Below are 21,728 nucleotides of genomic sequence, written 5' to 3'. Positions count from 1 at the left end.
AGCTCCCACTTCAGGTTGCGAAGCAAGCAAGTGGTGAGTAGTTCACGGAATAAATCAGAAAAAAGAAAGCGCCGAGATAAGGTCTCGGCGCTGTCGATTGAACGATTACGCGTTCAATTTTGATTTAGCTGTATCAGCAAGTGACGCGAATGCCTGTGCATCTGTCACAGCAAGCTCAGCAAGCATCTTACGGTTGATATCGATCCCTGCGAGCTTGAGGCCGTGCATCATACGGCTGTATGAAAGACCGTTTGTGCGTGCTGCCGCATTGATACGTGTGATCCAAAGACGACGGAAATCACGTTTCTTTTGACGACGGTCACGATAAGCGTACATGAGTGACTTCATGACTTGTTGTTTTGCTACTTTAAATAGAATGTGTTTCGAGCCAAAATAACCTTTGGCAAGCTTGATTTGCTTTTTACGACGTTGACGAGTCGTATAACCGCCTTTTACGCGTGGCATATGGTTTCCCTCCTAAATTCTTTCTGTATTACTTCGCGATCATGTTGCGAATGCGTTTGAAGTCTCCAGCTGATACGATAGCACCTTTACGGAGCTTACGTTTCGCTTTCGTCGATTTGTTACCAAACAAGTGACTTGTGTAAGCGTGTGAACGCTTGAGTTTACCTGATGCAGTACGTTTGAAACGTTTAGAAGCACCACGGTGCGATTTCATTTTCGGCATGAGTATTTCCTCCCCACTATGACTCGATGATTAATCTTCTTTCTTCGGAGCCAGCACTAAGAACATGCTGCGTCCTTCCATCTTCGGCTTTTGCTCAACTGTTGCCAAGTCGGCACATTCCGCCGCCAATTTTTCCATGACGCGTCGGCCGATTTCCGAGTGTGTGATGGCGCGTCCGCGGAAACGGATCGACGCTTTCACTTTGTTACCATTTTCAAGGAATTTGCGAGCGTTACGCAATTTCGTTTGGAAATCGTTTTCCTCGATTGTCGGGCTGAGGCGCACTTCTTTCAATTGGATGACTTTTTGGTTTTTACGCGCTTCTTTCTCCTTTTTCTGGAGTTCGAAACGGTATTTTCCATAGTCCATAATTTTAGCGACCGGTGGGTTAGCTTTGTCGGCGACCAAGACGAGATCGAGTTCAGCCTCTTCTGCTAAACGTAATGCTTCATTACGCGATTGCACACCGAGTTGTGCACCGTCCGCTCCAATTAAGCGAACTTCACGGGCACGAATGTTTTCGTTGATAAAGAGCTCTTTGCTAATGGTTAGCACCTCCATCGTGCGGTTGCACGAGTTTTAGATTGATAAGACAACATGGCAATAAAAAAAGCGTCGGCAGTTTCCCGCCCACACATCATTTCGGAGTCAGCAGAGACCAAGGCTCGACTGCTTCACGTACATGATGGACCTGACCGAATCTGTTCGGACGAGGTGAGAAGCGGGCGCTTCTGCTTTGTTGTATTTAATCACTATGTCATCTTAACACCAATAGGATTAAGATGTCAAGAATTCGCGCATGAATAATTGGTAGCTCACACTTTTATGATGATAACAGTCATTTCGCTGTTTCGCAATACCTTTTCCGAGGGAATAAAATAAAAAAGGAGGGATGGGCCGTGTCTTGGAGACAGCAAGTGAAAGACGACCATGATTATCACGACCAAATCAAACACATCGTACAAGAGACGATGCGCCACCACGAGGTGAGTGATGCCAAGCTCGAAGCGGTATTGACGGACCTTTTAGAAGAGATGAATCGAATCACATTGAAGATTGTGGACGACCACGAGTCGGCTCGCGACTATATCCATAAACGATGGTATTGAAAAAGGGCCGAGGCCCTTTTTCAATACCATTTGTCATATACGCAAAGCCGTTCAATTCGTCAACGACTTGAAGAAGTTGCTGAGCGCTTCAAACAAACGCGCGAAGAAACCTTGCACTTCTTCGGTCTCGAGGAACGCCTGAACGTTTTGACCTGCCCCTTGCAATCCGTTGCTGATCGCACCCCAGTCGAGGTTTGCCTGTTGCATGTTCTCGAACAACGTCGTCAATTGCGTCAACTGCGTATCAGACAGTTGGACATTGTTTTGATTCAGCACTTGGATGACGATATCGCGAATCTCGATATTCGTCTCCGGTGCCTTGTTCGCAATTTCCGCTTTGATTTCGTTCATCAGTCCGGCCACGTCCTCTTGACCGACCGTCTTCCCGATTTCAGATGTGACCGCGAGTTCTTCTTGCGCCAAGTCTTTCCGTTCCTCGCTCAATTGAATGCCTGTCTCCGCGGCCGTCTGATCGTAGGCTTTCATGATACCCGTCAACGCCGACGTCCCGGTGACGCGAATCGGCGACGTGATATAAATATCGGCATCCGTGACGCCTGCCGTCACGAGAGCATTCGCATACATATCTTCGGTCACCCATGTGACATTCTCTGTTTTGATATCGAGTCCGGTCCCGTCGGTCAGTTTGATGCGGGCTGATGAATACATGCCCCCGCCGCGCTGCGCTTGCGGAACGGCGTCCCCTAAATATTTATCTTCATCAGCCGCGGTCGTGATGATCGGTTCAATCCCCGCCGGTGCCTCGACCCGTTCGAGCACCCAGTCCCGTTGGCTCGCCGATAACGACTCACCGAGTGTGACGATCGTGTCATCGACGATGGCTTCTGCGTTTACTTTTGGAATCATGCTTGTCGCGACAACCGAACCGATCGTGAGCGCCACTAATGGTTTCATATAATTCAAGATGAATCACTCCTTTCTTCTACCATACGTGTTTGGTGAAGTCTTTCGCATCCGTCTCAAGACCGAAAAACGACCACCCTTCCGGTGAAGGATGGTCGACCGATTAACGTGAACGGTTTGCGATTTCTTCTGTGAGTGACGATAAGAATTCATCGAGCGTGGCCGATACTTGTTCTTGTTGTCCGTAGCGGCGGATGTTGACCGCACGCTCATCGCGTTCTTTATCACCGAGGACGAGCGTCATCGGGATTTTCTTCATCTGTGCTTCCCGAATCTTGTAGCCGAGTTTCTCGTCACGAAGGTCCGTTTCGACACGGACACCGCGTTTGACGAGTTCTGCCTTCACTTCCGCGACGTATTCGTCGTGGACGTGTGAGACCGGGATCAATTTGACTTGGACCGGTGCGAGCCATGTCGGGAACGCGCCTTTATATTCTTCAATCAAGTAGGCGACGAAACGCTCCATCGTCGAAACGACCCCACGGTGAAGGACGATCGGGCGATGGTCTTTGCCGTCTGGTCCTGTGTACGTCAAGTCGAACCGCTCTGGGAGCAAGAAGTCGAGTTGGACCGTCGACAACGTCTCTTCTTTCCCAAGTGCCGTCCGGACTTGGACGTCGAGTTTCGGTCCGTAGAAGGCCGCTTCACCTTCGGCTTCGAAATATGGGAGACCGAGCTCATCCATCGTCTCTTTCAACTGGCGTTGGGCTGTTTCCCAAATTGCGTCGTTGTCAAAGTATTTCTCTTTGTCGGCCGGATCACGGTACGACAAGCGGAAACGATAGTCTTTAATGCCGAAGTCGGCGTACACTTCTTGAATCAAGTGGACGATATCTTTGAACTCTTGCTTCATCTGTTCCGGTGTGACGAACGTGTGCCCATCGTTCAACACCATGTAACGGACGCGTTGAAGGCCTGTGAGCGCACCTGACATCTCGTAACGGTGCATACCGCCGAGCTCGGCGATACGAAGCGGGAGTTCGCGGTATGAGCGCGGCTCATGTTTATAGATCGTCATGTGGTGCGGACAGTTCATCGGACGAAGGACGAGTTCTTCGTTGTCCATCTCCATTTTCGGGAACATGTCGTCTTGATAGTGATCCCAGTGCCCCGATGTCTTATACAAGTCGACCGAACCGAGGACCGGTGTGTAGACGTGCTGATAGCCGAGCTCGAGCTCTTTGTCGACAATATAGCGCTCGACCGTACGACGAATCGAGGCGCCTTTCGGGAGCCACATCGGCAAGCCTTGACCAACTTCTTGCGATACGAAGAAGAGGTCGAGCTCTTTCCCGAGTTTGCGATGGTCGCGCTCTTTCGCTTCTTCTAACAGACGTAAATGTTCCGCGAGTTGTTCTTTCGTCGCGAACGCCGTCCCGTAAATCCGTTGCAGCATCTTATTGTCCGAGTCGCCGCGCCAGTAAGCACCGGCCACGCTCATCAACTTGAACACTTTCAATTTCGATGTCGACGGGACGTGCGGCCCACGGCACAAGTCGAAAAATTCGCCTTGATGGTAAATCGTGAGCGTCTCGCTCGCCGGGATGTCTTCAATCAATTCGATTTTGAGCGGGTCCCCGAGCTGTTTGTAGCGCTCGAGCGCTTCGTCGCGCGAGACGACTTCGCGTGTGATGTCCAAGTTCTCGTCGACGATTCGTTTCATCATCTTCTCGATTTCTGGAAGGTCCTCCTCGTTGATGCGGCGGTCCATCTCGATGTCGTAATAGAACCCGTTCTCGATCGTCGGTCCGATTCCGAGGTAGATGTTGCCTTCTTCCCCGTATAAGCGCTTGATGGCTTGAGCCATCAAGTGGGCTGACGAGTGGCGCATCAAATCGATGCCGTCTTCTGAGTCAGGCATGACGAGCTCGATGTTACCGTCGTGTTCAATCGGACGGCGATAATCGATCATCTCGCCGTCGATTTTGGCGGCGATTGCTTTTTTGCGGAGTCCCGGGCTAATCGAACCCGCTACTTCTTCTGCTGTGATGCCGGCCTCAAACTCTTTGACGGCCCCATCTGGAAATGTTAATTGAATCATGTGTCAACTTCCCCTCTCTACATCTGAAAATAAATAAAAAAAGCCCATCCCTATAAAAGGGACGAGCTTTGATTCTCGTGGTACCACCCTCGTTCCCAAGCGATCCGCTTGGCTCGAACACACGATAACGAGTGTGAATCGCCGCACGATTGACCCGTACGGTGCTCTGAGGGAGTAAGGCGATCGGCGTGTTTAGGAAGCTCTCACCAGCCTTCCCTCGCTTTGAAACCCGTTACGACGTCTCATGTCCTCTTCCATGCATCGGTTATATGCTTATTAGTATAGTCAACTCGTTCCAGAAATACAATCCTTTTACCGCCGGCGATTCTCACCTTTTAACTCGATTTGCGTCGTCGTCGTCGAGATGCGCTGCATGAGCCGCTCTGCCTTCATTTTGTTCTGCGGCGAACCATCTAACGAAAAGTGCAAAGCCAGTTCCTCAATATCAAAGTTTGAACTATAAAGCGTCGGCAAGCGATGCATCATGCGATATTGTAAGATGATTCCGAACAGTTCGTCCCGTACCCACGGACTGATTGCCTCGGCTCCGATGTCATCGATTAACAAGACCGGGACATTTTGAAATGACATTAAAAATGAATCGAACGAGTCCGCCCGTATTTTTCGTTTTGCTTCTGAAACAAAGCCCGGAGCATGAACGAGAATAGTTTCAACATCCGCTTGCTTTAATTCGTTAGCAATCGCTGCCAAAAGATATGTTTTACCGCCTCCAAAACTTCCGTATAAATATAGACCATTTACTTTTATATTGTGTTTAATACCTGATAAAAACTTCGAAGCTTCACGAAACGCAATCTTACGAGCATCATCTGACCAATCGAATGACGTCATTTTAGCTTCGCGCACTTCCTCAGGCAAAAATAAACTTTTGAATTTATGTTCCGCTTCTTTTTGTCGTCGATCTTGACGATGCTTGATAGTCTCTTCATATCGAATTGATATTTGACCTCGATCAACGTATAAAACCGGTTGATGCCCAGGTATAACAGCTTTCTCATCAATTAATTGCTTACCATTCATCTGTTCAGCATATTCACTGAGTTTTGTAAAACCGATTTCTATCGATTTTTCATCTAATTCTGGGTGCAATCGTAAAAAAGCAACGACTTCTGGATGTTCGAGGGTACGCCGACGGATCGATTCGTACGCATCACGCACTTCTTTTCGGTTCATCATTTGGGCGAGCGTTTGATTGATACGTTCCATGTCCCTCATCCTTTCTCTTTCAATTCATTCAACAACTTGACGAGTTCCGCATCGTCTGGGACCGAAGCTTCGAGTTCCTGTTTTCGTTTTTTATTATATAATCTTTGTTCTTTTGCCTCTTCTTCAAACCACTTAGGAAGTTCTGTTTGTGATTTTCGTTTAGACCCTACTGTAGTTCTCTGAACTTTAGATTGTTGTTCCTTCTTTTTATTTTTCAAATCCATTAACGCTTTAGCTTCGTCCAGCGCTTCTTTCGCGCTTGTATAGCCTCTAGTTTTCCAATCCGTTGCAATTGAAATGACATAACCCCTGTTAATTGTACTTTTCTCAACTTCGACTATGTGGTAATACAGCGCATTAATCATCTCAGGTGTAAGGCCGAGTGAATCCAACATTTCTATAATAAGTTGTTCATCACTCTGAGAAAGTTGCGGTGTCTTTCTTAATTTTGCCACGTATTGACTTGGATGCGTTTCTTCCATGACTTTAACGTCATGCAAATCACCGACTTCCGCTTTTTCTTTCTCTTTCTCTTTCTCTTCCTCATTAGACTTCACTTTCCGATGTCGTGTCTGTTTCTTCTTCAACTGCAACACCATCTGACGGCAGCCATCGCGTTTCTCTTGTTCAGTAAGAGGCAGGTATGCCTCGTGGACAAAATATTCTTTTAGCATCTCGGCCATCTTCTCTTCATCGATTTGTGAGACGTACGCGAGTTTCGTGATCGTCTCATCGAGTTTCTTCGTGAAGAAACCGACCGGGAAGTTCGTCAGCTTTTTGACGATTTCCATATCGAACGTATAGTTGATCTCAATTTTGGCACGGTCAGGCTTCTCATAGTTCTTTTGTGTGAATGCCATGTGATTCACACCTTTAACGTCGAACACTTCATTGAAGTCTTTCGTCACTTCAATGATTCCGGCCGGCAACGGGTCAATCGTGAATCTTCCTTGCAACTGCTTGAAACGGACTTCCCCGACTTTATAGAAGAGAAAGCTCGACAACAGCCCGTCGTTCAAGAACGTGTGCGGCGCGAGCGGGACGCGCAGTTGATACACGTACTGGGTCAAGCGCTCGTCTTTCGTCTTATACGTTCGGACGAGACCAATCGCCTCGAGCCGGAACAGACAGTCCGTCAGCTCGTTAATCGAGTAGTCGAGCATCTCACAGAGCGCGCTGTGCGACATATAGTTCGATTTCATCTTTCCGGGCTTCAGTTCGCTCCAAAGCGTCTGATACATCGCGAGCGCCTTCACGCCGATGACCGGCTGATATAAGTGATACAACGACTGATACGACTCGCGATCGATGAGCCCGGTGCTCATGATCAACAGTTCGTCAGTCCCGTACAAGATTCGTTCTTTTTCCATGATAGGTCTCCCTTGAAAAAAGGCGACCAGCAGGCCGCCCCTCTAGTTGGTCGATTTTTCTTGCTTCATTAAATCTTCAAGTTCTTTAAAGAACACAGAGATATCTTTGAACTGGCGATAGACGGACGCGAAACGGACGTAGGCCACTTCATCGACGCGTGCCAATTCATTCATCACGAGCTCCCCGACTTGTTCGCTCGGAATCTCGGACTGACCGAGAGCACGTAACTGTTGTTCGACTTTCGTAACGACACCTTCAAGTTGCTCGAGCGTGACCGGGCGTTTCTCACAAGCCCGTATGATGCCGCGGAGCACTTTCTCACGGCTGAACTCTTCGCGATTGCCGTCTTTCTTGACGATAATGAGCGGCGTCTGTTCGACCGTCTCAAACGTGGTGAAACGATAGCCGCACTCCTCGCATTCGCGACGGCGTCGAATCGAATAAAAATCTTGTACTGGCCGGGAGTCGAGCACTCTCGTTCCATTATGATCGCATTTAGGACAACGCATGCTCAGCCCTCCTTATCGTTCGACAGATTGATTCCCGATGGCGCGGAGCGGGAACTTAACTGATAGCGCCTCATAATATGTGGTCACGATTTGACCGAGGTCCGGTCCGAGCATCTGGTCACGGTTCAATGTGAAATCGACAGCAGTACGTCCGCCGTCCACTTGAATGACTGTCGCCAACGCATCCCACCCGTCGCCGTTAAACGCCACTTCGCCTCGGTCTGCATCGACACGACGAACCGTTTGACCTTCTGCTTGAATCCGCTCGCGGAGCCATGTGAGCACGGCGCTCGGCGATGCCGCCACGTAACGTGTGCGCAGCGCCTCATTTTTATGCGAATCGTCCGTTTGGACATGTGTTTGAAACTTATCCAATAATCCCATTATCCACCTCGACACCTTATTTATATAGGTTAAGCATATCAAAATTAGACGGTTAACAAAACAATTAAAAGGGCTGACCGAAAATCGGCCAGCCTCAATAGGTCAATCTGATTATTTGTTGATTGCCACTTGCGCTTCTGGAACCCGAATCGGTCCCATCCCACGGTCAAGTTTCACATCTTCACGAACTTTCGCTTCCAAGCCTTCCGCAATATATTGCGAGGCTGTGGCTGGATCGATTCGGTCCCCACATGTGAACACATCGACTGATGCGTAACCATGCTCTGGGAAACTGTGAATCGTTAAGTGTGATTCTGAAATGATGACGACCCCACTTACGCCGTGCGGCGCAAATTTGTGGAAAGCGACTTCGCGGACTTCAGCGCCTGAGCGAAGTGCTGCATCGACGAACAAGCGCTCGATGTAGTCGATATCGTTTAATTTGTCGGGATTGCACTCCCAAAGTTCTGTAATAATGTGACGTCCCATAGTATCCATATTAGTGGATCCCCCTTTACATCAATGGTCTCAAAGTAGTTGATGATCACTCACTTTGTGCCTGAATCGCCCACAACCACGGGGGCAAGTTAGTCCTAAGAGGTCCTAACCCTTTAAGTTGCGTTTGTCAGACCAATTGAAGTTCACGAGTTAGAGTGTATCGTGTTTGGAACGTCGTTACAAGATATTTGTTTCAATTTATTCAAAATATTTTTGTGTGAATATATTTTTTCAGACGCGGGTTTCTTGTTGCCCGATTTGCAGGTAGCTCGCGACCATATCCAACAGGTCGACGACACGGCACGAATAACCCCATTCGTTGTCGTACCAAGCGAGTACTTTGACGTGATTGCCACCAAGCACCATCGTCGAATCGGCGTCAATGATCGAGGAACGCTCATCCCCATTGAAGTCGATCGAGACGAGCGGTTCGTTCGAGACACCGAGAATACCCGTCATCTCTCCGTGAGCCGCACGCTCGAACGCCTGATTCACTTCATCGACCGTTACGTCCCGACGCAACTCGACGACGAGGTCGACAAGCGAGACGTTCGGTGTCGGGACCCGTAGCGCCATCCCGTTCAACTTACCCTGAAGTTCAGGCAAGACGAGTCCGATCGCTTTCGCGGCTCCCGTCGAAGTCGGTATAATAGAACTACCACAAGCACGGGCACGGCGAAGATCTTTATGCGGATTATCGATATTGTTTTGATCGTTCGTATACGCATGTACCGTCGTCACGAGCCCCGTCTCGATCCCGAACGTCGAATCGAGCACTTTCACGACCGGACCGAGACAGTTCGTCGTACAAGAGGCGTTCGAGATGACGTGATCGTGTTCCGGCGAATAGTCACGATCGTTCACCCCCATGACAATCGTCCGGAGCTCCCCTTTTCCTGGCGCCGTTAAAATGACTTTCTTCGCGCCAGCTGTCAAATGTTTTTTCGCCCCGACATCAGAATTGAATTTCCCCGTCGCCTCGATGACAATCTCGACCCCGAGCTCGGCCCAAGGCAATCGCTCTGGGTCCCGCTCGGAGACGAGCACGATGTGTTTCCCGTCGACTTCGAGCGCATCCCCATGCGCCCGGACCGTGAGCGCGAACGGCCCATGGACCGTGTCGTGCTTAATCAAATGTGCGAGCGTCTCTGCCGGATAACTCGCATTGATAGCGACCACATCGTGACGCCCTTCAAGCATCAATTTCCGAAACACCATTCTGCCGATTCGTCCAAATCCATTGATTGCAACTTTCGTCCCCATGTAAAATCCCCCTTTTTTCTGCATTACGACATCATTATAACGGAAAATTGGAAGCGTTTTCACTATGAATCTTCACATTTCTTTCACTTTTTCACAGTTTTATATTTAAAAAAGAGGGGAAGTTGGTGTAGAGCTTGGAAAGGAGTTAGAACAGCATGTTTGATTGGACCGATTTAGATAAATTTATCGTATCGTTTTTTATTATTTTGCCGATTGTGACGATCATCCACCAGTTCGGTCACTTCTTCTTCGCGAAACTGTTCGGGGGTTCGCTTGATATGGAGATTGGGACGGGGAAAAAATTGTTCAAAGTCGGGCGCCTGCAATTCAACCGCGTCTACTTCTATGACGCCTGGTGCCAATTCAGCGACTTGAAATATAGTAATCGTTTGACAAGGACGCTGGTGTACGGCGGTGGAGCCATTTTTAATTTAGGGAGTATTTTTATAATCAACGGTATGATTACGACTCAATTGATTGAGGCTTCAATTATGACCTATCAATTTGCTTACTTCTCGTTTTATTACGTCTTTTTCTCACTCTATCCGATTTACTATTCGAACGGCCACCCGAGCGACGGACGTGCCATCTTCGATACGTGGAAAAAAGGGAAGCCTGACGCAGACCCACTCAACTGAATAAAAAAAGAAGGCGCTCAGTCGCCTTCTTTTTTCATGTCTTCAAATTGTTCGACGAGACGGACCACTTGAGCCGACAAGTCACCTAACGCACCGTTGTTGTTGATCAAAAAATCAGCCTGTTGCTTTTTTTCCTCAATCGGTATTTGTGCATGGATGCGCGCGAGCGCTTCTTCTTTCGTCAACCCGTTACGCTCCATGAGACGCATCAATTGAATCTCTTCCCGGCAATAGACGACGACCGTATAGTCGACGAGGTCCCGCATCGTCCCTTCGAACAAGAGCGGAATATCGAACATGACGACCGTCTCACCTGCTGCTTCGTATTCGCGCATCTCCTCGAGCATCTCTTCGCGGATGGCCGGGTGCATGAGCTGATTGAGTAACTGACGTTTGGCATCATCATGAAAGATCTCTCGTCCGAGCGCCTGACGGTTCAGTTCGTCGCCCGTAAAACATTGGGGAAACGCGTCGCGGACGCCAGCAAACGCCTTGCCACCTGGCTCGATGACAATCCGCGCCATCTTGTCGGCATCGATGATCGGGATGCCTTGCTTTTGAAACAGCCTAGATACGGTCGACTTTCCTGTCGCAATTCCACCTGTCAAACCAATCTTCAACATTGTGTCCACCTCTTACTGTTGGCAGTGCGGACAGTAGTGTGTGCCCCGTCCGCCTAGTTTCATCTTTTCAATCGGTTTTCCGCATCGCGTACACGGCTCCCCGGTCTGTCCATACACGGACAGCGTCTCTTGATACGTCCCGCTCGCCCCGTCCGGATTCGTATAACTCCGAATCGTGCTCCCGCCTCGTTCAATCGCTTCCGTCAACACCGCTACGGCCTCTTGGTGCACTAGCCGGACCTCGTCAAGCGAAAGCGAGGCTGCCGGGCGGGTCGGGTGAACCCCGGCCCGGAACAACGTCTCATCGACGTAAATGTTGCCGAGGCCGACAAAAATCGACTGGTCGAGCAGCGCCGTCTTGATGGCGCGGACGCTCATCCGCTTCAAACGGGCGTGAAGCGTCTCCGCCGTCACTTCGGGATCGAACGGCTCGAGTGCGAGAAGCGACAACGGTGGTGTCACATATAAGTCTTCATTCGTCTTCAGCTCCATCGTGCCGAACTTCCTGACATCGTTGTAATGAAGTGTCGTCCCGTCCGTAAATGTGAAAACGACGTGTGTATGTTTAATCGGATTGACTTTTTCGTCATGCGGGAAGAATTTTCCTTCCATCCGCAGATGCGAAACGAGATAGCCATTCTTCAACTTGAATAAAATGAACTTACCGCGCCGTTCGACGTCTTGAATCGTCTCGCCGAGCAGCTGTTGTTTCCAACTCTCAGGTTCGTGACCTCGAATGATTTTCGCATCAATCACTTCAACATTTTCAATCGTTTTTCCGGAGACGAACGGCCGCAATCGGCGACAGACCGTCTCCACTTCTGGTAATTCTGGCATATCGATTTCCTTTCTCGATTTTATTTCGTGTCGAACCATGTCTCACCGAACGAACCGTCTGCACGGAGCGGTACGTCCAAGGTGACCGTGTGTTCCATGGCTTGTTTGACAATCGTCTCGAGCGCTTCCATCTCTTCTTTCGGTCCTTCAAAGATGAGTTCATCGTGGACTTGAAGCAGTAGTTTCGACTGTAAACCCGACTCACGGAGCGCCACATCTACATCGATCATCGCTTTTTTGATGATATCGGCGGCCGTCCCTTGAATCGGCGTGTTGATGGCTGTCCGTTCTGCAAATCCGCGCAAGTTGAAGTTCCGGGAATGAATGTCCGGGATATTGCGGCGGCGCTTCAGCATCGTCTCGACGTAGCCGTGTTCTCGAGCCCGTTCAATGGCGGCATCCATGAAACGTTTTACTCCTGGGAATTGTTCGAAGTACGTATCGATAAACGTCTGTGCTTCTTTTCGGCTAATGCCGAGGTTTTGTGACAATCCGTAGTCACTGATTCCATAAATGATACCGAAGTTGACCGCTTTCGCTTGACGACGCATGAGTGACGTCACTTCTTCTTTGGCGACCCGGAACACATTGGCCGCTGTCGATGTATGGATATCCTCGTCATGCAGGAACGCCTCGAGCATCTTCTCATCTTGCGACATGTGGGCCATGATGCGGAGCTCGATTTGCGAATAGTCGACCGCATACAGCACCCAATCAGCCTCGCTCGCGGTAAACGCTTTGCGAATTCGCCGTCCTTCTTCCAAGCGGATTGGGATGTTCTGTAAGTTCGGGTTGACTGAAGACAATCGCCCGGTCTGGGTCAATGTCTGCGTGTAGCGGGTGTGAATCTTCCCGTCGTCCTTGATGACTTTTTGTAAGCCTTCGACATAGGTCGATTGCAACTTGCCGAGCTCGCGATAATGCATGATATGTTCGACGATCGGATGGAGCGGTGCGAGTTTCTCGAGCACGTCGGCTGCCGTCGAGTACCCCGTCTTCGTTTTTTTGACAGCTGGCAACGCCAACTTCTCGAACAGGATGACGCCGAGCTGTTTCGGTGAGTTGATATTGAACGCCTCCCCTGCGAGACTGTGAATCTCTGTCTCAAGTTGAAGCAGGCGTTCCCGTAAATCGTCTTCCATCACTTTTAGTGTCGCCACGTCGACGTGAATACCAGCCCACTCCATTTCCGCGAGCACTGAGGCGAGCGGTCGTTCCAAATCTTCATAGAGCGACGTCTGTTCGTTTTGGTCGAGTTCTTTGCTGACGTTCACGAACAATGTCAAGATGGCCATCGCCTTCTCACCGAGATGTTGCTTGAGCACGTCTTCTTCAGGGACAGTCAGTTTCGCGCCTTTTCCGTACACGGCCTCGTCTTCCGGTAACGCATAATCGAAATGGGCGGCAATCGAATCGAGCGTCGTTCCGCCCGACAGGTTAAGCAAATATCCGGCGACGAGCAAATCGTCATAACCTCGGAGCGTGATACCATGCCGTTTCAATTGAATGATTGTCTGCTTCGCATCGAGACAAATCGTGGCGCTACTCTCGTCGGCCAACCAATCACGGACAGTCGGGGCGTCTAAGAGCGTCGCATCCCCGACCGTGACGCCGGCTTTCGTGGCGATGGCCACACCGATGACCGGTTCCTCGAAATAGTCGTCACGGAGCTGTTCGAGGAACAGCACCGCTTCCGTCAAATCTTGCTCGTCGATCGCGATATGATTCACCTCACGCGCTTCGACCGCTTCCTCGCTTGACGCTTCAAGGTTCAGTTTGCCCAGGAGTGACTTGAACTGGAGGCTCATAAACAGCGGTTTCACTTTGCCGGCGTCATACGGATGGAATGTCAGTTCATCCATGCTGATATCGATTGGAACATCGGTATAAATCGTCGCCAATTGTTTCGACATAAGTGCTTCTCGCTCGTTCGCCTCCACCTTTTCTTTTTGTTTCCCTTTCAACTCATGCGTATGTTCATATAGTCCCTCGACAGATCCGTAAGCCGTGAGCAGTTTAAGCGCCGTCTTTTCACCGACACCTGGAATGCCCGGGATGTTATCGGACTTATCTCCCATCAGACCCTTCAAATCAATCATTTGAAGCGGGCTGAGACCATCGTAGCGCTCTTTGAACGCCGTCGCATCCATCGTTTCGACGTCGGTGATGCCGCGCTTCGTCAAGTAGACGGTAACGCGATCGTCAATCAACTGCAGTAAATCTTTATCACCGGTGACGACGGTCACTTGATCGAACGCAGTATTTTTCGAAAGCGTCCCGATGATGTCATCGGCCTCGTATTGATCGAGCTCAAGCACTTTGATGCCGAACGCCTCGCAAATCTCGCGGACAATCGGGAACTGTTCACGGAGTTCCCCTGGGGTCTTTTGCCGTCCGCCTTTATAATCAGCGTACGTATCATGGCGAAACGTCTTTTTCGACGCATCGAATGCAACCGCAAAATGCGTCGGTTGTTCATCTTCCATCAGCTTTAACAGCATCATCGTGAATCCGTACACGGCGTTCGTATTTCGGCCGCTCGCATCCGTCATCGGAGGCAGCGCGAAAAACGCACGATAGGTAAGTGAGTTTCCATCAAGAAGTAGTAGTTTATTCATTGGTCAACCTCCATTCTATCTGATTCCATCATATCATACGGGCACATGCGTTCGAAAAAAAAGACCCTTTTCTAGTAGCTAGAAAAGGGTCAATCTTCCTGACCGAGTGGAGATGAGCACCGGCCGGGACACGAGATGATGAAGAGGTCTCATCTATAGAGTAGCATCGCTTTGTAAAGCCGGTATGAACCCGACATGAATTCCATGTTAAGCGATTGGGAATTTGATTGTGAACGTTGTCCCAGCGCCTTCGACACTATCCACGTGAATCGTCGCGTGATGAAGATCAATGATATGTTTGACGATGGCAAGGCCGAGACCTGTCCCGCCGGAGTTCCGGCTTCGCGCTTTATCGACCCGGTAGAATCGTTCAAAGATTCGGCTCACTTCTTTTGGCGCGATGCCAATCCCGTTGTCTTTGACAATCAAGTAAGAGCCGTCGTCCCTCTTCTCGACCGCAATTTCGACCCGGCTTCCTTCTAGCGAATAATTAATCGCGTTGGCGACAAGGTTCAAGATGACTTGCTTGATTCGGTTCATGTCTGCCTGCAAGACGACTTCCCCGTCGTGGCGTGACTCCAATTGAATCGATTTCTGCTCCGCTTTCTGGCTCAACACGAGACACACTTCCTCAACGAGTTGATTGAGCTGGACCGGGGTGAAGTCCAAATGGAAATCTTCACGTTCAAGCCGTGACAGCTCGAGTAAGTCTTCAACGAGCATCTGCATGCGCGTCGCTTCTTTTTGGATGATATCCAAAAATTGATCGCGCAACTCGGGCACTTCTTTTGCCCCGTCAAGGAGTGTCTCACTGAAACCTCGGATCGATGTGAGCGGCGTTTTCAACTCATGGCTGACGTTCGCGACGAAATCTTTCCGCATCTTCTCGAGTCGTTTCAATTCCGAAATGTCGTTAAACAGGAGCGTCGTCCCGCGCAACATGCCTGTATCACTGAAGATCGGTGCGGCCGACACCATATACGTCTTTTGGTTGAAGCCGGTTCGAATCGACAATTGACGGCGGTGGGGCTCTTCGGTCAAATAGACGTCCTCAATCAACGTCTCGACGTCCGGACTCGGTAAAATGCCGTGATAAAATTGACCAATCATCAAGTCATTGTATTGGAACATGTCACGATACGAGCGGTTGACGAGTGTGACGATGCCACGCTCGTCGACGAGAAGGAGTCCCGCCCCCATATACTCGATGAGCGACTCAAGCCGCGCCCGTTGAACCGATTCACCGAGTGAGATCGTCTCGAGGTTACGGGCGAGCACGTTAATCGATCCGGCCAAACTCCCTGTCTCTTCATCGTTGCGCAGTTCATAGACCCGAGCCCGATAGTTACCGTCCGCGAGTTCACGTAACACGATTGTCGCCTCGTCAATCGGTCGAATGAATTGGTTCGTCAAATTATGCAGGACAAAGAGAATCAAAACGAAGGAGAAAATTAAGGCCAGCGTAATCGTCAGCCAAATCCGGTTATAGACACCCTCTAAATCGGAAACATAGCGAATGAAACTGAGATAGACTGGATCGCCCGATGAGAGGGAAATCGGTTTTGTGAACTGAATCAAATCTTCACGTGTCTCGTTCCCAAACGTCCCGTCATCCGGAATCGTGGCAGCGTCCATCCGAAAATCAAACGAGCCAACCCGAAACGGTGTCCCGGCAATCACTTCCATCCGGCGATTGAGGAGCAAAATATCGAAACTGCTCTCTCCGTCGATTTGCCTAACGTAGTTTTGAATCGCAGCAAGCTCGCCGCCATCCAAATACAATGCAGCGAGTTCTGCGTCCTCTTTTAAACGATCGCGTTCGGAGTCCAAATAGAAATCTTTGAACAATTGACCAAGCACGATCCCGAGGGTCAGCATGACGCCCGTCACGAGCAGGATGAGCGTCGTCAAAAAACGCGAGTGGTACGTCTTCATTCGGGCATCGGCTCTTCCATCTTATAACCGAGACCGCGAATCGTTTTAATATACGTCGGTTTTTTCGTCACCGGTTCAATCTTTTCACGAAGGTGACTGATATGAACATCGACGATGCGGGTATCGCCGACGAAGTCATAATTCCAAATCGCCGATAACAGTTGGTCACGCGTTAAGACGCGGCCTTTGTTTTTAGCAAGATAGGCCAACAACTCGAACTCTTTCGGCGTCAATTCGAGCCGTTCGCCGTTTTTGAACACTTCGTAGTTCGACGCGATAATTTTCACGTCCCCGATTTCGATGACATCCGCATTGTGTGCCGGCGCTTCTTGCGGGGCAGAGCGTCGTAAGATCGCTTTGACCCGGGCTACGACTTCGCGCGGACTAAACGGTTTTGTCAAATAGTCATCCGCCCCGAGCTCGAGACCGAGCACTTTATCAAATTCATCGTCTTTTGCCGTCAGCATGAGAATCGGCGTGTTCACTTTCTGTTGGCGGAGCCGCTTGCACACCTCAAGGCCGTCCATCTCAGGCAACATCAAATCAAGAATAATCAATACTGCATCCTGCTTCTCGGCAAGTTCGAGCCCAGTCTTTCCGTCATGAGCCGTCTCAACCTCAAAACCGGCTTGCTCCAAATTGAATTTTAATAACGTCGCAATCGACACTTCGTCATCGACAACAATCACTTTTTCGGCCACGCTTAGTTCCTCCTCTAATCTATCTGTTCAATCATATACAATACCTATTTTACAAATCAATGCTACGTCCGACCAACATCAAAGCAAATCTTTACAAAAACAAAACAAATCCACGTTCCTCGTTCAGTGTAGCACGTGTCCTTCAAAACGAAGTCTACAAAAAACCTCGCCTGCTCAAGCAGACGAGGTGAGGCATCAGTTAAGGACGTTCAAGACGGAGCGTACCGATTCAGCCGATTGCTCGAGCGCGGCCGTCTCGTCTTCCGTCAATTCAAGTTCGAGCACACGTTCAATCCCGTTCGCGCCAAGAATTGTCGGCACACCGAGATACAAGTCGTGGAAACCGTACTCCCCGTCGAGATAAGCGATGGCCGGTAAAATACGCCGTTGATCTTTCAAGATTGCTTCGACCATCTCGACGATAGCCGCGGCCGGCGCATAATAGGCCGATCCATTCCCGAGTAGCTGGACGATCTCACCACCACCTTTACGGGTCCGGTTGACAATCGCTTCGATCCGGTCGCTCGGCAATAGCTTCTCGAGTGGGATGCCTCCCGCGTACGAGTAACGAATGAGCGGGACCATGTCATCCCCGTGCCCGCCGAGCACGAATCCAGAGACGTCCTTCACGGAGATATTCAACTCCGCAGCGACGAACGTCCGGAACCGGGCCGTATCGAGCACACCGGATTGACCAATAACACGCTCTTTCGGGAAGCCTGACTCTTTGAAGGCGGCATATGTCATCGCATCGACCGGGTTCGTCAAGACGATTAAAATCGCATCGGGTGAATAGCGGGCCACTTCTTTCGTGACGGCCCGCATCACTTTGGCGTTCGTCGAGACGAGGTCGTCCCGGCTCATGCCAGGTTTCCGGGCAATCCCGGCCGTGATAACGACGATATCCGAATCCGCCGTTTCGGCATAGTCCGACGTCCCCGTAATCCACGAATCAAACCCTTGAATCGGCGCCGTCTCTTGCATATCGAGCGCTTTCCCTTTCGTCGGGCTCTCGTTTTCTTTGATATCGAGCAGGACGACGTTACCGAGCTCTTTTTGAGCCAGATACAGTGCAGTCGTGGCTCCCGTGAATCCGCTACCGATCACCGAAATTTTATTGCGACGAATCATTGTGCTCTCCCCCTTGGTTTAACTGATGAATTACATGTTTTTGATTAGTTCATCTGCAAACTCTGAACACTTCACTTCTGTCGCGCCGTCCATAAGGCGGGCGAAATCGTATGTGACGACTTTCGAGGCAATCGTCTTCTCCATCGAGTTGATGATGAGGTCCGCCGCTTCGTTCCAGTTCATATGACGAAGCATCATCTCACCTGACAAGATGACTGATGACGGGTTGACCTTGTCAAGACCTGCATATTTTGGTGCCGTACCGTGTGTCGCTTCGAAGATCGCATGGCCCGTCACGTAGTTGATGTTCGCTCCAGGTGCAATCCCGATTCCGCCGACTTGGGCAGCGAGCGCATCCGAGATGTAGTCACCGTTCAAGTTCATCGTGGCCACGACATCGAACTCACGCGGACGTGTCAAAATCTGTTGCAAGAAGATATCGGCAATTGAATCTTTTACGATGATTTTGCCTTCTGCTTCTGCTTTCGACTGCGCTTCGTTCGCAGCCGCTTCACCTGACTCTTCTTTGATACGGTCATACTGCGCCCATGTGAAGACTTTGTCGCCGTACTCTTCTTCTGCAAGCTCATAGCCCCAGTTTTTGAAGGCGCCTTCTGTGAACTTCATGATGTTCCCTTTATGAACGAGCGTGAGCGATTTACGGTTGTTCGCGATGGCGTACTCGAGCGCCGCACGAACAAGACGTTTTGTCCCTTCAGACGAGATTGGCTTAATGCCGATACCAGACGTTTCAGGGAAACGGATTTTGTTGACGTTCATCTCTTCTTTCAAGAATGAAATCAACTTCTTCACTTCGTCGCTACCTGACGCGTACTCAATCCCTGCGTAGATATCTTCTGTGTTCTCACGGAAAATAACCATGTCTGTATCCTCTGGGCGTTTGACCGGTGAAGGGACGCCTGTGAAGTAACGAACCGGGCGCAAGCACGTGTACAAGTCAAGTTCTTGACGGAGTGCTACGTTGAGTGAACGGATCCCGCCGCCGACCGGTGTCGTCAACGGACCTTTGATGGCAATCAAATATTCACGGATTTGATCGAGTGTCTCGTTTGGAAGCCATTCGCCTTTTTGATTGTAGGCCTTCTCCCCAGCGTATACTTCCATCCATTCGATTTTCTTCTCGCCGCCATATGCTTTTTCGACAGCCGCATCAAAGACGCGTACTGATGCGTTCCAGATGTCTGGTCCTGTGCCGTCACCGATGATAAATGGAATCGTCGGTACGTTCGGTACGTTTAATACACCGTTCTCAACTGTGATTTTTTCGTTCTGTGTCAACATAATGAATCCCCCTAAGTACATTTATGTAGGCCGACGCGAGCGCCGACCTACGTCAATTGTTAGTTTACCAAATTTTATGTCGAAATTGTGAATTGATCTTCTCTTGGCGCGTCAATTAACGCTCATTCACCGGGACGTACGACCGGTTCGTCTCGCCAACGTACTCGGCACGTGGACGAATCAAGCGGTTGTCCGCATACTGTTCGAGAATGTGAGCAATCCAGCCCGACATGCGTGAGACCGCGAAGATCGGCGTGAACAACTCTTCATCGAGACCGAGCGCATAATAAGTCGATGCCGAATAGAAATCAACGTTCGGCTTCAAGCCTTTTTCTGTCTCGACGAGATGGTCAATTTTTTCAGACATCTCGTACCATTCCGGCTCGCCGATTTGGGCCGTCAATTGGCGGCTCATCTCTTTCAAATGTTTCGCTCGCGGGTCGCCGTCCTTATAGACACGGTGACCGAAGCCCATGATTTTCTCACGACGCTCGAACTTGCCGCGGACGTAGTCTTCGACTTTGTCGACTGAACCGATCTCGTGGAGCATTTTCATGACCGCCTCATTCGCACCGCCATGAAGCGGGCCTTTGAGTGCGCCCATCGCTGCCGTCACGCCTGAGTAGATATCAGACAACGTTGCGACACAGACACGGGCCGTGAACGTCGAAGCGTTCAATTCATGGTCGGCGTGGAGGATGAGCGCCTTGTCAATCGTCTTCTCGGCGACCTCGCTCGGTTCTTCTCCGTTCAACATGTATAGGAAATTGGCCGCGTATGATAGACCAGGCTTTGGCGCAACCGGTTGTTCGCCTTTACGAAGACGAGCGAACGCCGTCACAACCGTCGCAATTTGGGCTTGGAGACGAATCGCTTTGCGCATGTTCGCTTCTGTACTCATATCTTCGGCTTCTTCATCATAAAGTGCTAGCTGTGAAAGGGCCGTCCGAATCGTCGCCATCGCATTGGCCGATTTTGGCGCCCGTTCGAGCGTCGCGATCACATCTTCTGGTAATTTCGCTTCTTTCACGAGCGCTTCAGAGAGCTCAGTTAATTCATCTGCTTTTGGAAGGCGGTCGTTCCACAATAGGAAAACAACTTCTTCAAACGTGGCGTGATCCGCCAAATCGTCGATTGTGTATCCTCCGTAAGTCAATTGTCCGTCGATAATCGAACTGACTTTTGAGGCCGCTGCCACAATTCCTTCTAATCCTTTTGTCGTTGACATCAATAACTCCCCCTCAGTCTTTAAAAGTGATTGACCGCATCATACAGTCTGTTGTGTAGGGAATAAGGGCGGGAAGTCGAACACTTTCCCCAATCCGTTTCGAACTCGTGCCACCCTGTCCTTTATTTAGTATAAACAATTTACTAAAAAAAAGAAATGTAAGCGTATCCAACCGTAAAAAATGTCAGAACCATTTTTGAATCAGGTTAAAGCCACCTAAAATCAAGGCGGCAATCCCGGCACCAATAAGTGGACCGACCGGAACACCTTTCATGAAACCGACGGCTAGGATGGTCCCGGCGAGGAGTGCCGTCGTCACGACGGGATCGACCCGCATGAGTTGAACCCCTTGGGCTGCGGCGAGCGCGACGAAGATTCCTGAACTGAATGCGATAATACCGACCGGTCCTTTAATGCTATTCCACAATTCCCGAAATCCGATGTCACCAGTCGCAATCGGGACGAGGACGGCAATCGTGATAATCGTCACGCCCCAATGAATACCTTTTGAGGCAAGTGTCGGGAATAATTGATCACCGAATCCGACGGCCTTAATAATCAATAGGACGCTGCTGGCGATGATGATCGATTGGTTATGGGCGATGACGCCAATCAATACAAGCAATAATAAGAATAAATAGGCACTCATCATAGACTCTCTTTCTGAATGGAAAAAGAACCGACTCAGGAGCGAGTCGGTT

22 protein-coding genes are annotated in these 21,728 nt (G+C 49.9%); 2 read left to right on the top strand and 20 right to left on the bottom strand.

The window, feature by feature from the left end:
* Nucleotides 1-105: 105 nt before the first annotated feature.
* From rplT to infC, 3 genes are read right to left on the bottom strand one after another with little or no spacing between them, the layout of a single operon-like run.
* Nucleotides 106-465 carry a 50S ribosomal protein L20 gene (gene rplT / locus DPV68_RS13155; RefSeq protein ID WP_021065642.1) on the bottom strand — a complete coding sequence of 120 codons (360 nt, stop codon included), beginning with the start codon at nt 463-465 and terminating at the stop codon, nt 106-108.
* Nucleotides 466-493: 28 nt separating this feature from the next.
* Nucleotides 494-688, bottom strand: a complete 195-nt coding sequence (gene rpmI, locus DPV68_RS13150) for a 50S ribosomal protein L35 (RefSeq protein WP_021065641.1) — start codon at nt 686-688, stop codon at nt 494-496.
* A gap of 30 nt (nt 689-718) precedes the next feature.
* Nucleotides 719-1,249 (bottom strand): translation initiation factor IF-3, encoded by a 531-nt coding sequence (gene infC / locus DPV68_RS13145; protein ID WP_021065640.1) that lies wholly within the window; start codon nt 1,247-1,249, stop codon nt 719-721.
* 338 nt (nt 1,250-1,587) lie between these two features.
* Between infC and DPV68_RS13140 the strand changes: the two genes are divergently transcribed.
* On the top strand, nt 1,588-1,797 hold the full coding sequence (locus tag DPV68_RS13140; protein WP_114167248.1) for a hypothetical protein: 210 nt from the start codon (nt 1,588-1,590) through the stop codon (nt 1,795-1,797).
* A 51-nt stretch (nt 1,798-1,848) separates the two neighbouring features.
* Here the strand turns inward: DPV68_RS13140 and DPV68_RS13135 are convergent, their stop codons facing one another.
* The 8 genes from DPV68_RS13135 to DPV68_RS13100 form a co-directional block, all read right to left on the bottom strand.
* Nucleotides 1,849-2,712, bottom strand: coding sequence for a DUF1002 domain-containing protein (locus DPV68_RS13135; protein ID WP_114167257.1), 864 nt, complete (start codon nt 2,710-2,712; stop codon nt 1,849-1,851).
* 112 nt (nt 2,713-2,824) lie between these two features.
* Nucleotides 2,825-4,762 carry a threonine--tRNA ligase gene (thrS, locus tag DPV68_RS13130; protein ID WP_114167247.1) on the bottom strand — a complete coding sequence of 646 codons (1,938 nt, stop codon included), beginning with the start codon at nt 4,760-4,762 and terminating at the stop codon, nt 2,825-2,827.
* 312 nt (nt 4,763-5,074) lie between these two features.
* Entirely contained in the window at nt 5,075-5,989 is a 915-nt protein-coding gene (gene dnaI / locus DPV68_RS13125; RefSeq protein ID WP_114167246.1) for a primosomal protein DnaI, read from the bottom strand.
* A 5-nt stretch (nt 5,990-5,994) separates the two neighbouring features.
* Entirely contained in the window at nt 5,995-7,359 is a 1,365-nt protein-coding gene (locus tag DPV68_RS13120; RefSeq protein ID WP_114167245.1) for a DnaD domain protein, read from the bottom strand.
* Nucleotides 7,360-7,401: 42 nt separating this feature from the next.
* Nucleotides 7,402-7,869 (bottom strand): transcriptional regulator NrdR, encoded by a 468-nt coding sequence (nrdR, locus tag DPV68_RS13115; protein ID WP_021065634.1) that lies wholly within the window; start codon nt 7,867-7,869, stop codon nt 7,402-7,404.
* A gap of 12 nt (nt 7,870-7,881) precedes the next feature.
* A complete protein-coding gene (locus DPV68_RS13110) occupies nt 7,882-8,253 on the bottom strand; it encodes a hypothetical protein (protein ID WP_114167244.1) in 372 nt (123 codons plus the stop codon).
* 111 nt (nt 8,254-8,364) lie between these two features.
* Nucleotides 8,365-8,751 (bottom strand): adenosylmethionine decarboxylase, encoded by a 387-nt coding sequence (gene speD / locus DPV68_RS13105; protein ID WP_114167243.1) that lies wholly within the window; start codon nt 8,749-8,751, stop codon nt 8,365-8,367.
* Between the two features lie 231 nt (nt 8,752-8,982).
* On the bottom strand, nt 8,983-10,014 hold the full coding sequence (locus DPV68_RS13100; protein WP_114167242.1) for a glyceraldehyde-3-phosphate dehydrogenase: 1,032 nt from the start codon (nt 10,012-10,014) through the stop codon (nt 8,983-8,985).
* A gap of 155 nt (nt 10,015-10,169) precedes the next feature.
* Between DPV68_RS13100 and DPV68_RS13095 the strand changes: the two genes are divergently transcribed.
* The gene (locus DPV68_RS13095) at nt 10,170-10,652 is read left to right on the top strand and encodes a site-2 protease family protein (protein ID WP_114167241.1); all 483 of its coding nucleotides are present in this window, start codon (nt 10,170-10,172) and stop codon (nt 10,650-10,652) included.
* Nucleotides 10,653-10,669: 17 nt separating this feature from the next.
* Here the strand turns inward: DPV68_RS13095 and coaE are convergent, their stop codons facing one another.
* The 9 genes from coaE to DPV68_RS13050 form a co-directional block, all read right to left on the bottom strand.
* Nucleotides 10,670-11,275 (bottom strand): dephospho-CoA kinase, encoded by a 606-nt coding sequence (gene coaE / locus DPV68_RS13090; RefSeq protein ID WP_114167240.1) that lies wholly within the window; start codon nt 11,273-11,275, stop codon nt 10,670-10,672.
* A 12-nt stretch (nt 11,276-11,287) separates the two neighbouring features.
* Nucleotides 11,288-12,112, bottom strand: a complete 825-nt coding sequence (mutM, locus tag DPV68_RS13085) for a DNA-formamidopyrimidine glycosylase (RefSeq protein ID WP_114167239.1) — start codon at nt 12,110-12,112, stop codon at nt 11,288-11,290.
* A 20-nt stretch (nt 12,113-12,132) separates the two neighbouring features.
* On the bottom strand, nt 12,133-14,730 hold the full coding sequence (gene polA, locus DPV68_RS13080; RefSeq protein ID WP_114167238.1) for a DNA polymerase I: 2,598 nt from the start codon (nt 14,728-14,730) through the stop codon (nt 12,133-12,135).
* 207 nt (nt 14,731-14,937) lie between these two features.
* Nucleotides 14,938-16,665 carry a two-component system histidine kinase PnpS gene (gene pnpS, locus DPV68_RS13075; protein ID WP_114167237.1) on the bottom strand — a complete coding sequence of 576 codons (1,728 nt, stop codon included), beginning with the start codon at nt 16,663-16,665 and terminating at the stop codon, nt 14,938-14,940.
* Nucleotides 16,662-17,366 carry a response regulator transcription factor gene (locus DPV68_RS13070; protein WP_114167236.1) on the bottom strand — a complete coding sequence of 235 codons (705 nt, stop codon included), beginning with the start codon at nt 17,364-17,366 and terminating at the stop codon, nt 16,662-16,664. The genes pnpS and DPV68_RS13070 overlap by 4 nt, the downstream gene beginning before the upstream one ends.
* A 195-nt stretch (nt 17,367-17,561) precedes the next feature.
* On the bottom strand, nt 17,562-18,497 hold the full coding sequence (gene mdh, locus DPV68_RS13065; protein ID WP_114167235.1) for a malate dehydrogenase: 936 nt from the start codon (nt 18,495-18,497) through the stop codon (nt 17,562-17,564).
* Nucleotides 18,498-18,527: 30 nt separating this feature from the next.
* Nucleotides 18,528-19,796, bottom strand: coding sequence for an NADP-dependent isocitrate dehydrogenase (gene icd, locus DPV68_RS13060; RefSeq protein ID WP_029595182.1), 1,269 nt, complete (start codon nt 19,794-19,796; stop codon nt 18,528-18,530).
* A 118-nt stretch (nt 19,797-19,914) separates the two neighbouring features.
* Complete coding sequence (gene citZ / locus DPV68_RS13055; protein WP_114167234.1) at nt 19,915-21,027, bottom strand: citrate synthase; 1,113 nt, start codon at nt 21,025-21,027, stop codon at nt 19,915-19,917.
* Between the two features lie 184 nt (nt 21,028-21,211).
* Nucleotides 21,212-21,676 (bottom strand): DUF441 domain-containing protein, encoded by a 465-nt coding sequence (locus tag DPV68_RS13050; protein WP_114167233.1) that lies wholly within the window; start codon nt 21,674-21,676, stop codon nt 21,212-21,214.
* Nucleotides 21,677-21,728: the final 52 nt, after the last annotated feature.

It is taken from the genome of Exiguobacterium sp. TNDT2, from assembly GCF_003331145.1.
Taxonomy (GTDB): domain Bacteria; phylum Bacillota; class Bacilli; order Exiguobacteriales; family Exiguobacteriaceae; genus Exiguobacterium.
Note: the sequence above shows the minus strand (reverse complement) of the source record. Positions and strands in the feature narration are given on the sequence as shown.

Bases quoted from the DNA above. Each gene is read 5' to 3' on its own strand.
- DPV68_RS13050 (WP_114167233.1), bottom strand. From the start codon at position 21,676: ATGAGTGCCTATTTATTCTTATTATTGCTTGTATTGATTGGCGTCATC.
- DPV68_RS13120 (WP_114167245.1), bottom strand. From the start codon at position 7,359: ATGGAAAAAGAACGAATCTTGTACGGGACTGACGAACTGTTGATCATG.
- infC (WP_021065640.1), bottom strand. From the start codon at position 1,249: ATGGAGGTGCTAACCATTAGCAAAGAGCTCTTTATCAACGAAAACATT.
- rplT (WP_021065642.1), bottom strand. From the start codon at position 465: ATGCCACGCGTAAAAGGCGGTTATACGACTCGTCAACGTCGTAAAAAG.
- speD (WP_114167243.1), bottom strand. From the start codon at position 8,751: ATGGATACTATGGGACGTCACATTATTACAGAACTTTGGGAGTGCAAT.
- polA (WP_114167238.1), bottom strand. From the start codon at position 14,730: ATGAATAAACTACTACTTCTTGATGGAAACTCACTTACCTATCGTGCG.
- DPV68_RS13110 (WP_114167244.1), bottom strand. From the start codon at position 8,253: ATGGGATTATTGGATAAGTTTCAAACACATGTCCAAACGGACGATTCG.
- DPV68_RS13095 (WP_114167241.1), top strand. From the start codon at position 10,170: ATGTTTGATTGGACCGATTTAGATAAATTTATCGTATCGTTTTTTATT.
- DPV68_RS13135 (WP_114167257.1), bottom strand. From the start codon at position 2,712: ATGAAACCATTAGTGGCGCTCACGATCGGTTCGGTTGTCGCGACAAGC.
- mutM (WP_114167239.1), bottom strand. From the start codon at position 12,112: ATGCCAGAATTACCAGAAGTGGAGACGGTCTGTCGCCGATTGCGGCCG.
- rpmI (WP_021065641.1), bottom strand. From the start codon at position 688: ATGCCGAAAATGAAATCGCACCGTGGTGCTTCTAAACGTTTCAAACGT.
- DPV68_RS13100 (WP_114167242.1), bottom strand. From the start codon at position 10,014: ATGGGGACGAAAGTTGCAATCAATGGATTTGGACGAATCGGCAGAATG.
- thrS (WP_114167247.1), bottom strand. From the start codon at position 4,762: ATGATTCAATTAACATTTCCAGATGGGGCCGTCAAAGAGTTTGAGGCC.
- coaE (WP_114167240.1), bottom strand. From the start codon at position 11,275: ATGTTGAAGATTGGTTTGACAGGTGGAATTGCGACAGGAAAGTCGACC.
- citZ (WP_114167234.1), bottom strand. From the start codon at position 21,027: ATGTCAACGACAAAAGGATTAGAAGGAATTGTGGCAGCGGCCTCAAAA.
- mdh (WP_114167235.1), bottom strand. From the start codon at position 18,497: ATGATTCGTCGCAATAAAATTTCGGTGATCGGTAGCGGATTCACGGGA.
- dnaI (WP_114167246.1), bottom strand. From the start codon at position 5,989: ATGGAACGTATCAATCAAACGCTCGCCCAAATGATGAACCGAAAAGAA.
- nrdR (WP_021065634.1), bottom strand. From the start codon at position 7,869: ATGCGTTGTCCTAAATGCGATCATAATGGAACGAGAGTGCTCGACTCC.
- pnpS (WP_114167237.1), bottom strand. From the start codon at position 16,665: ATGAAGACGTACCACTCGCGTTTTTTGACGACGCTCATCCTGCTCGTG.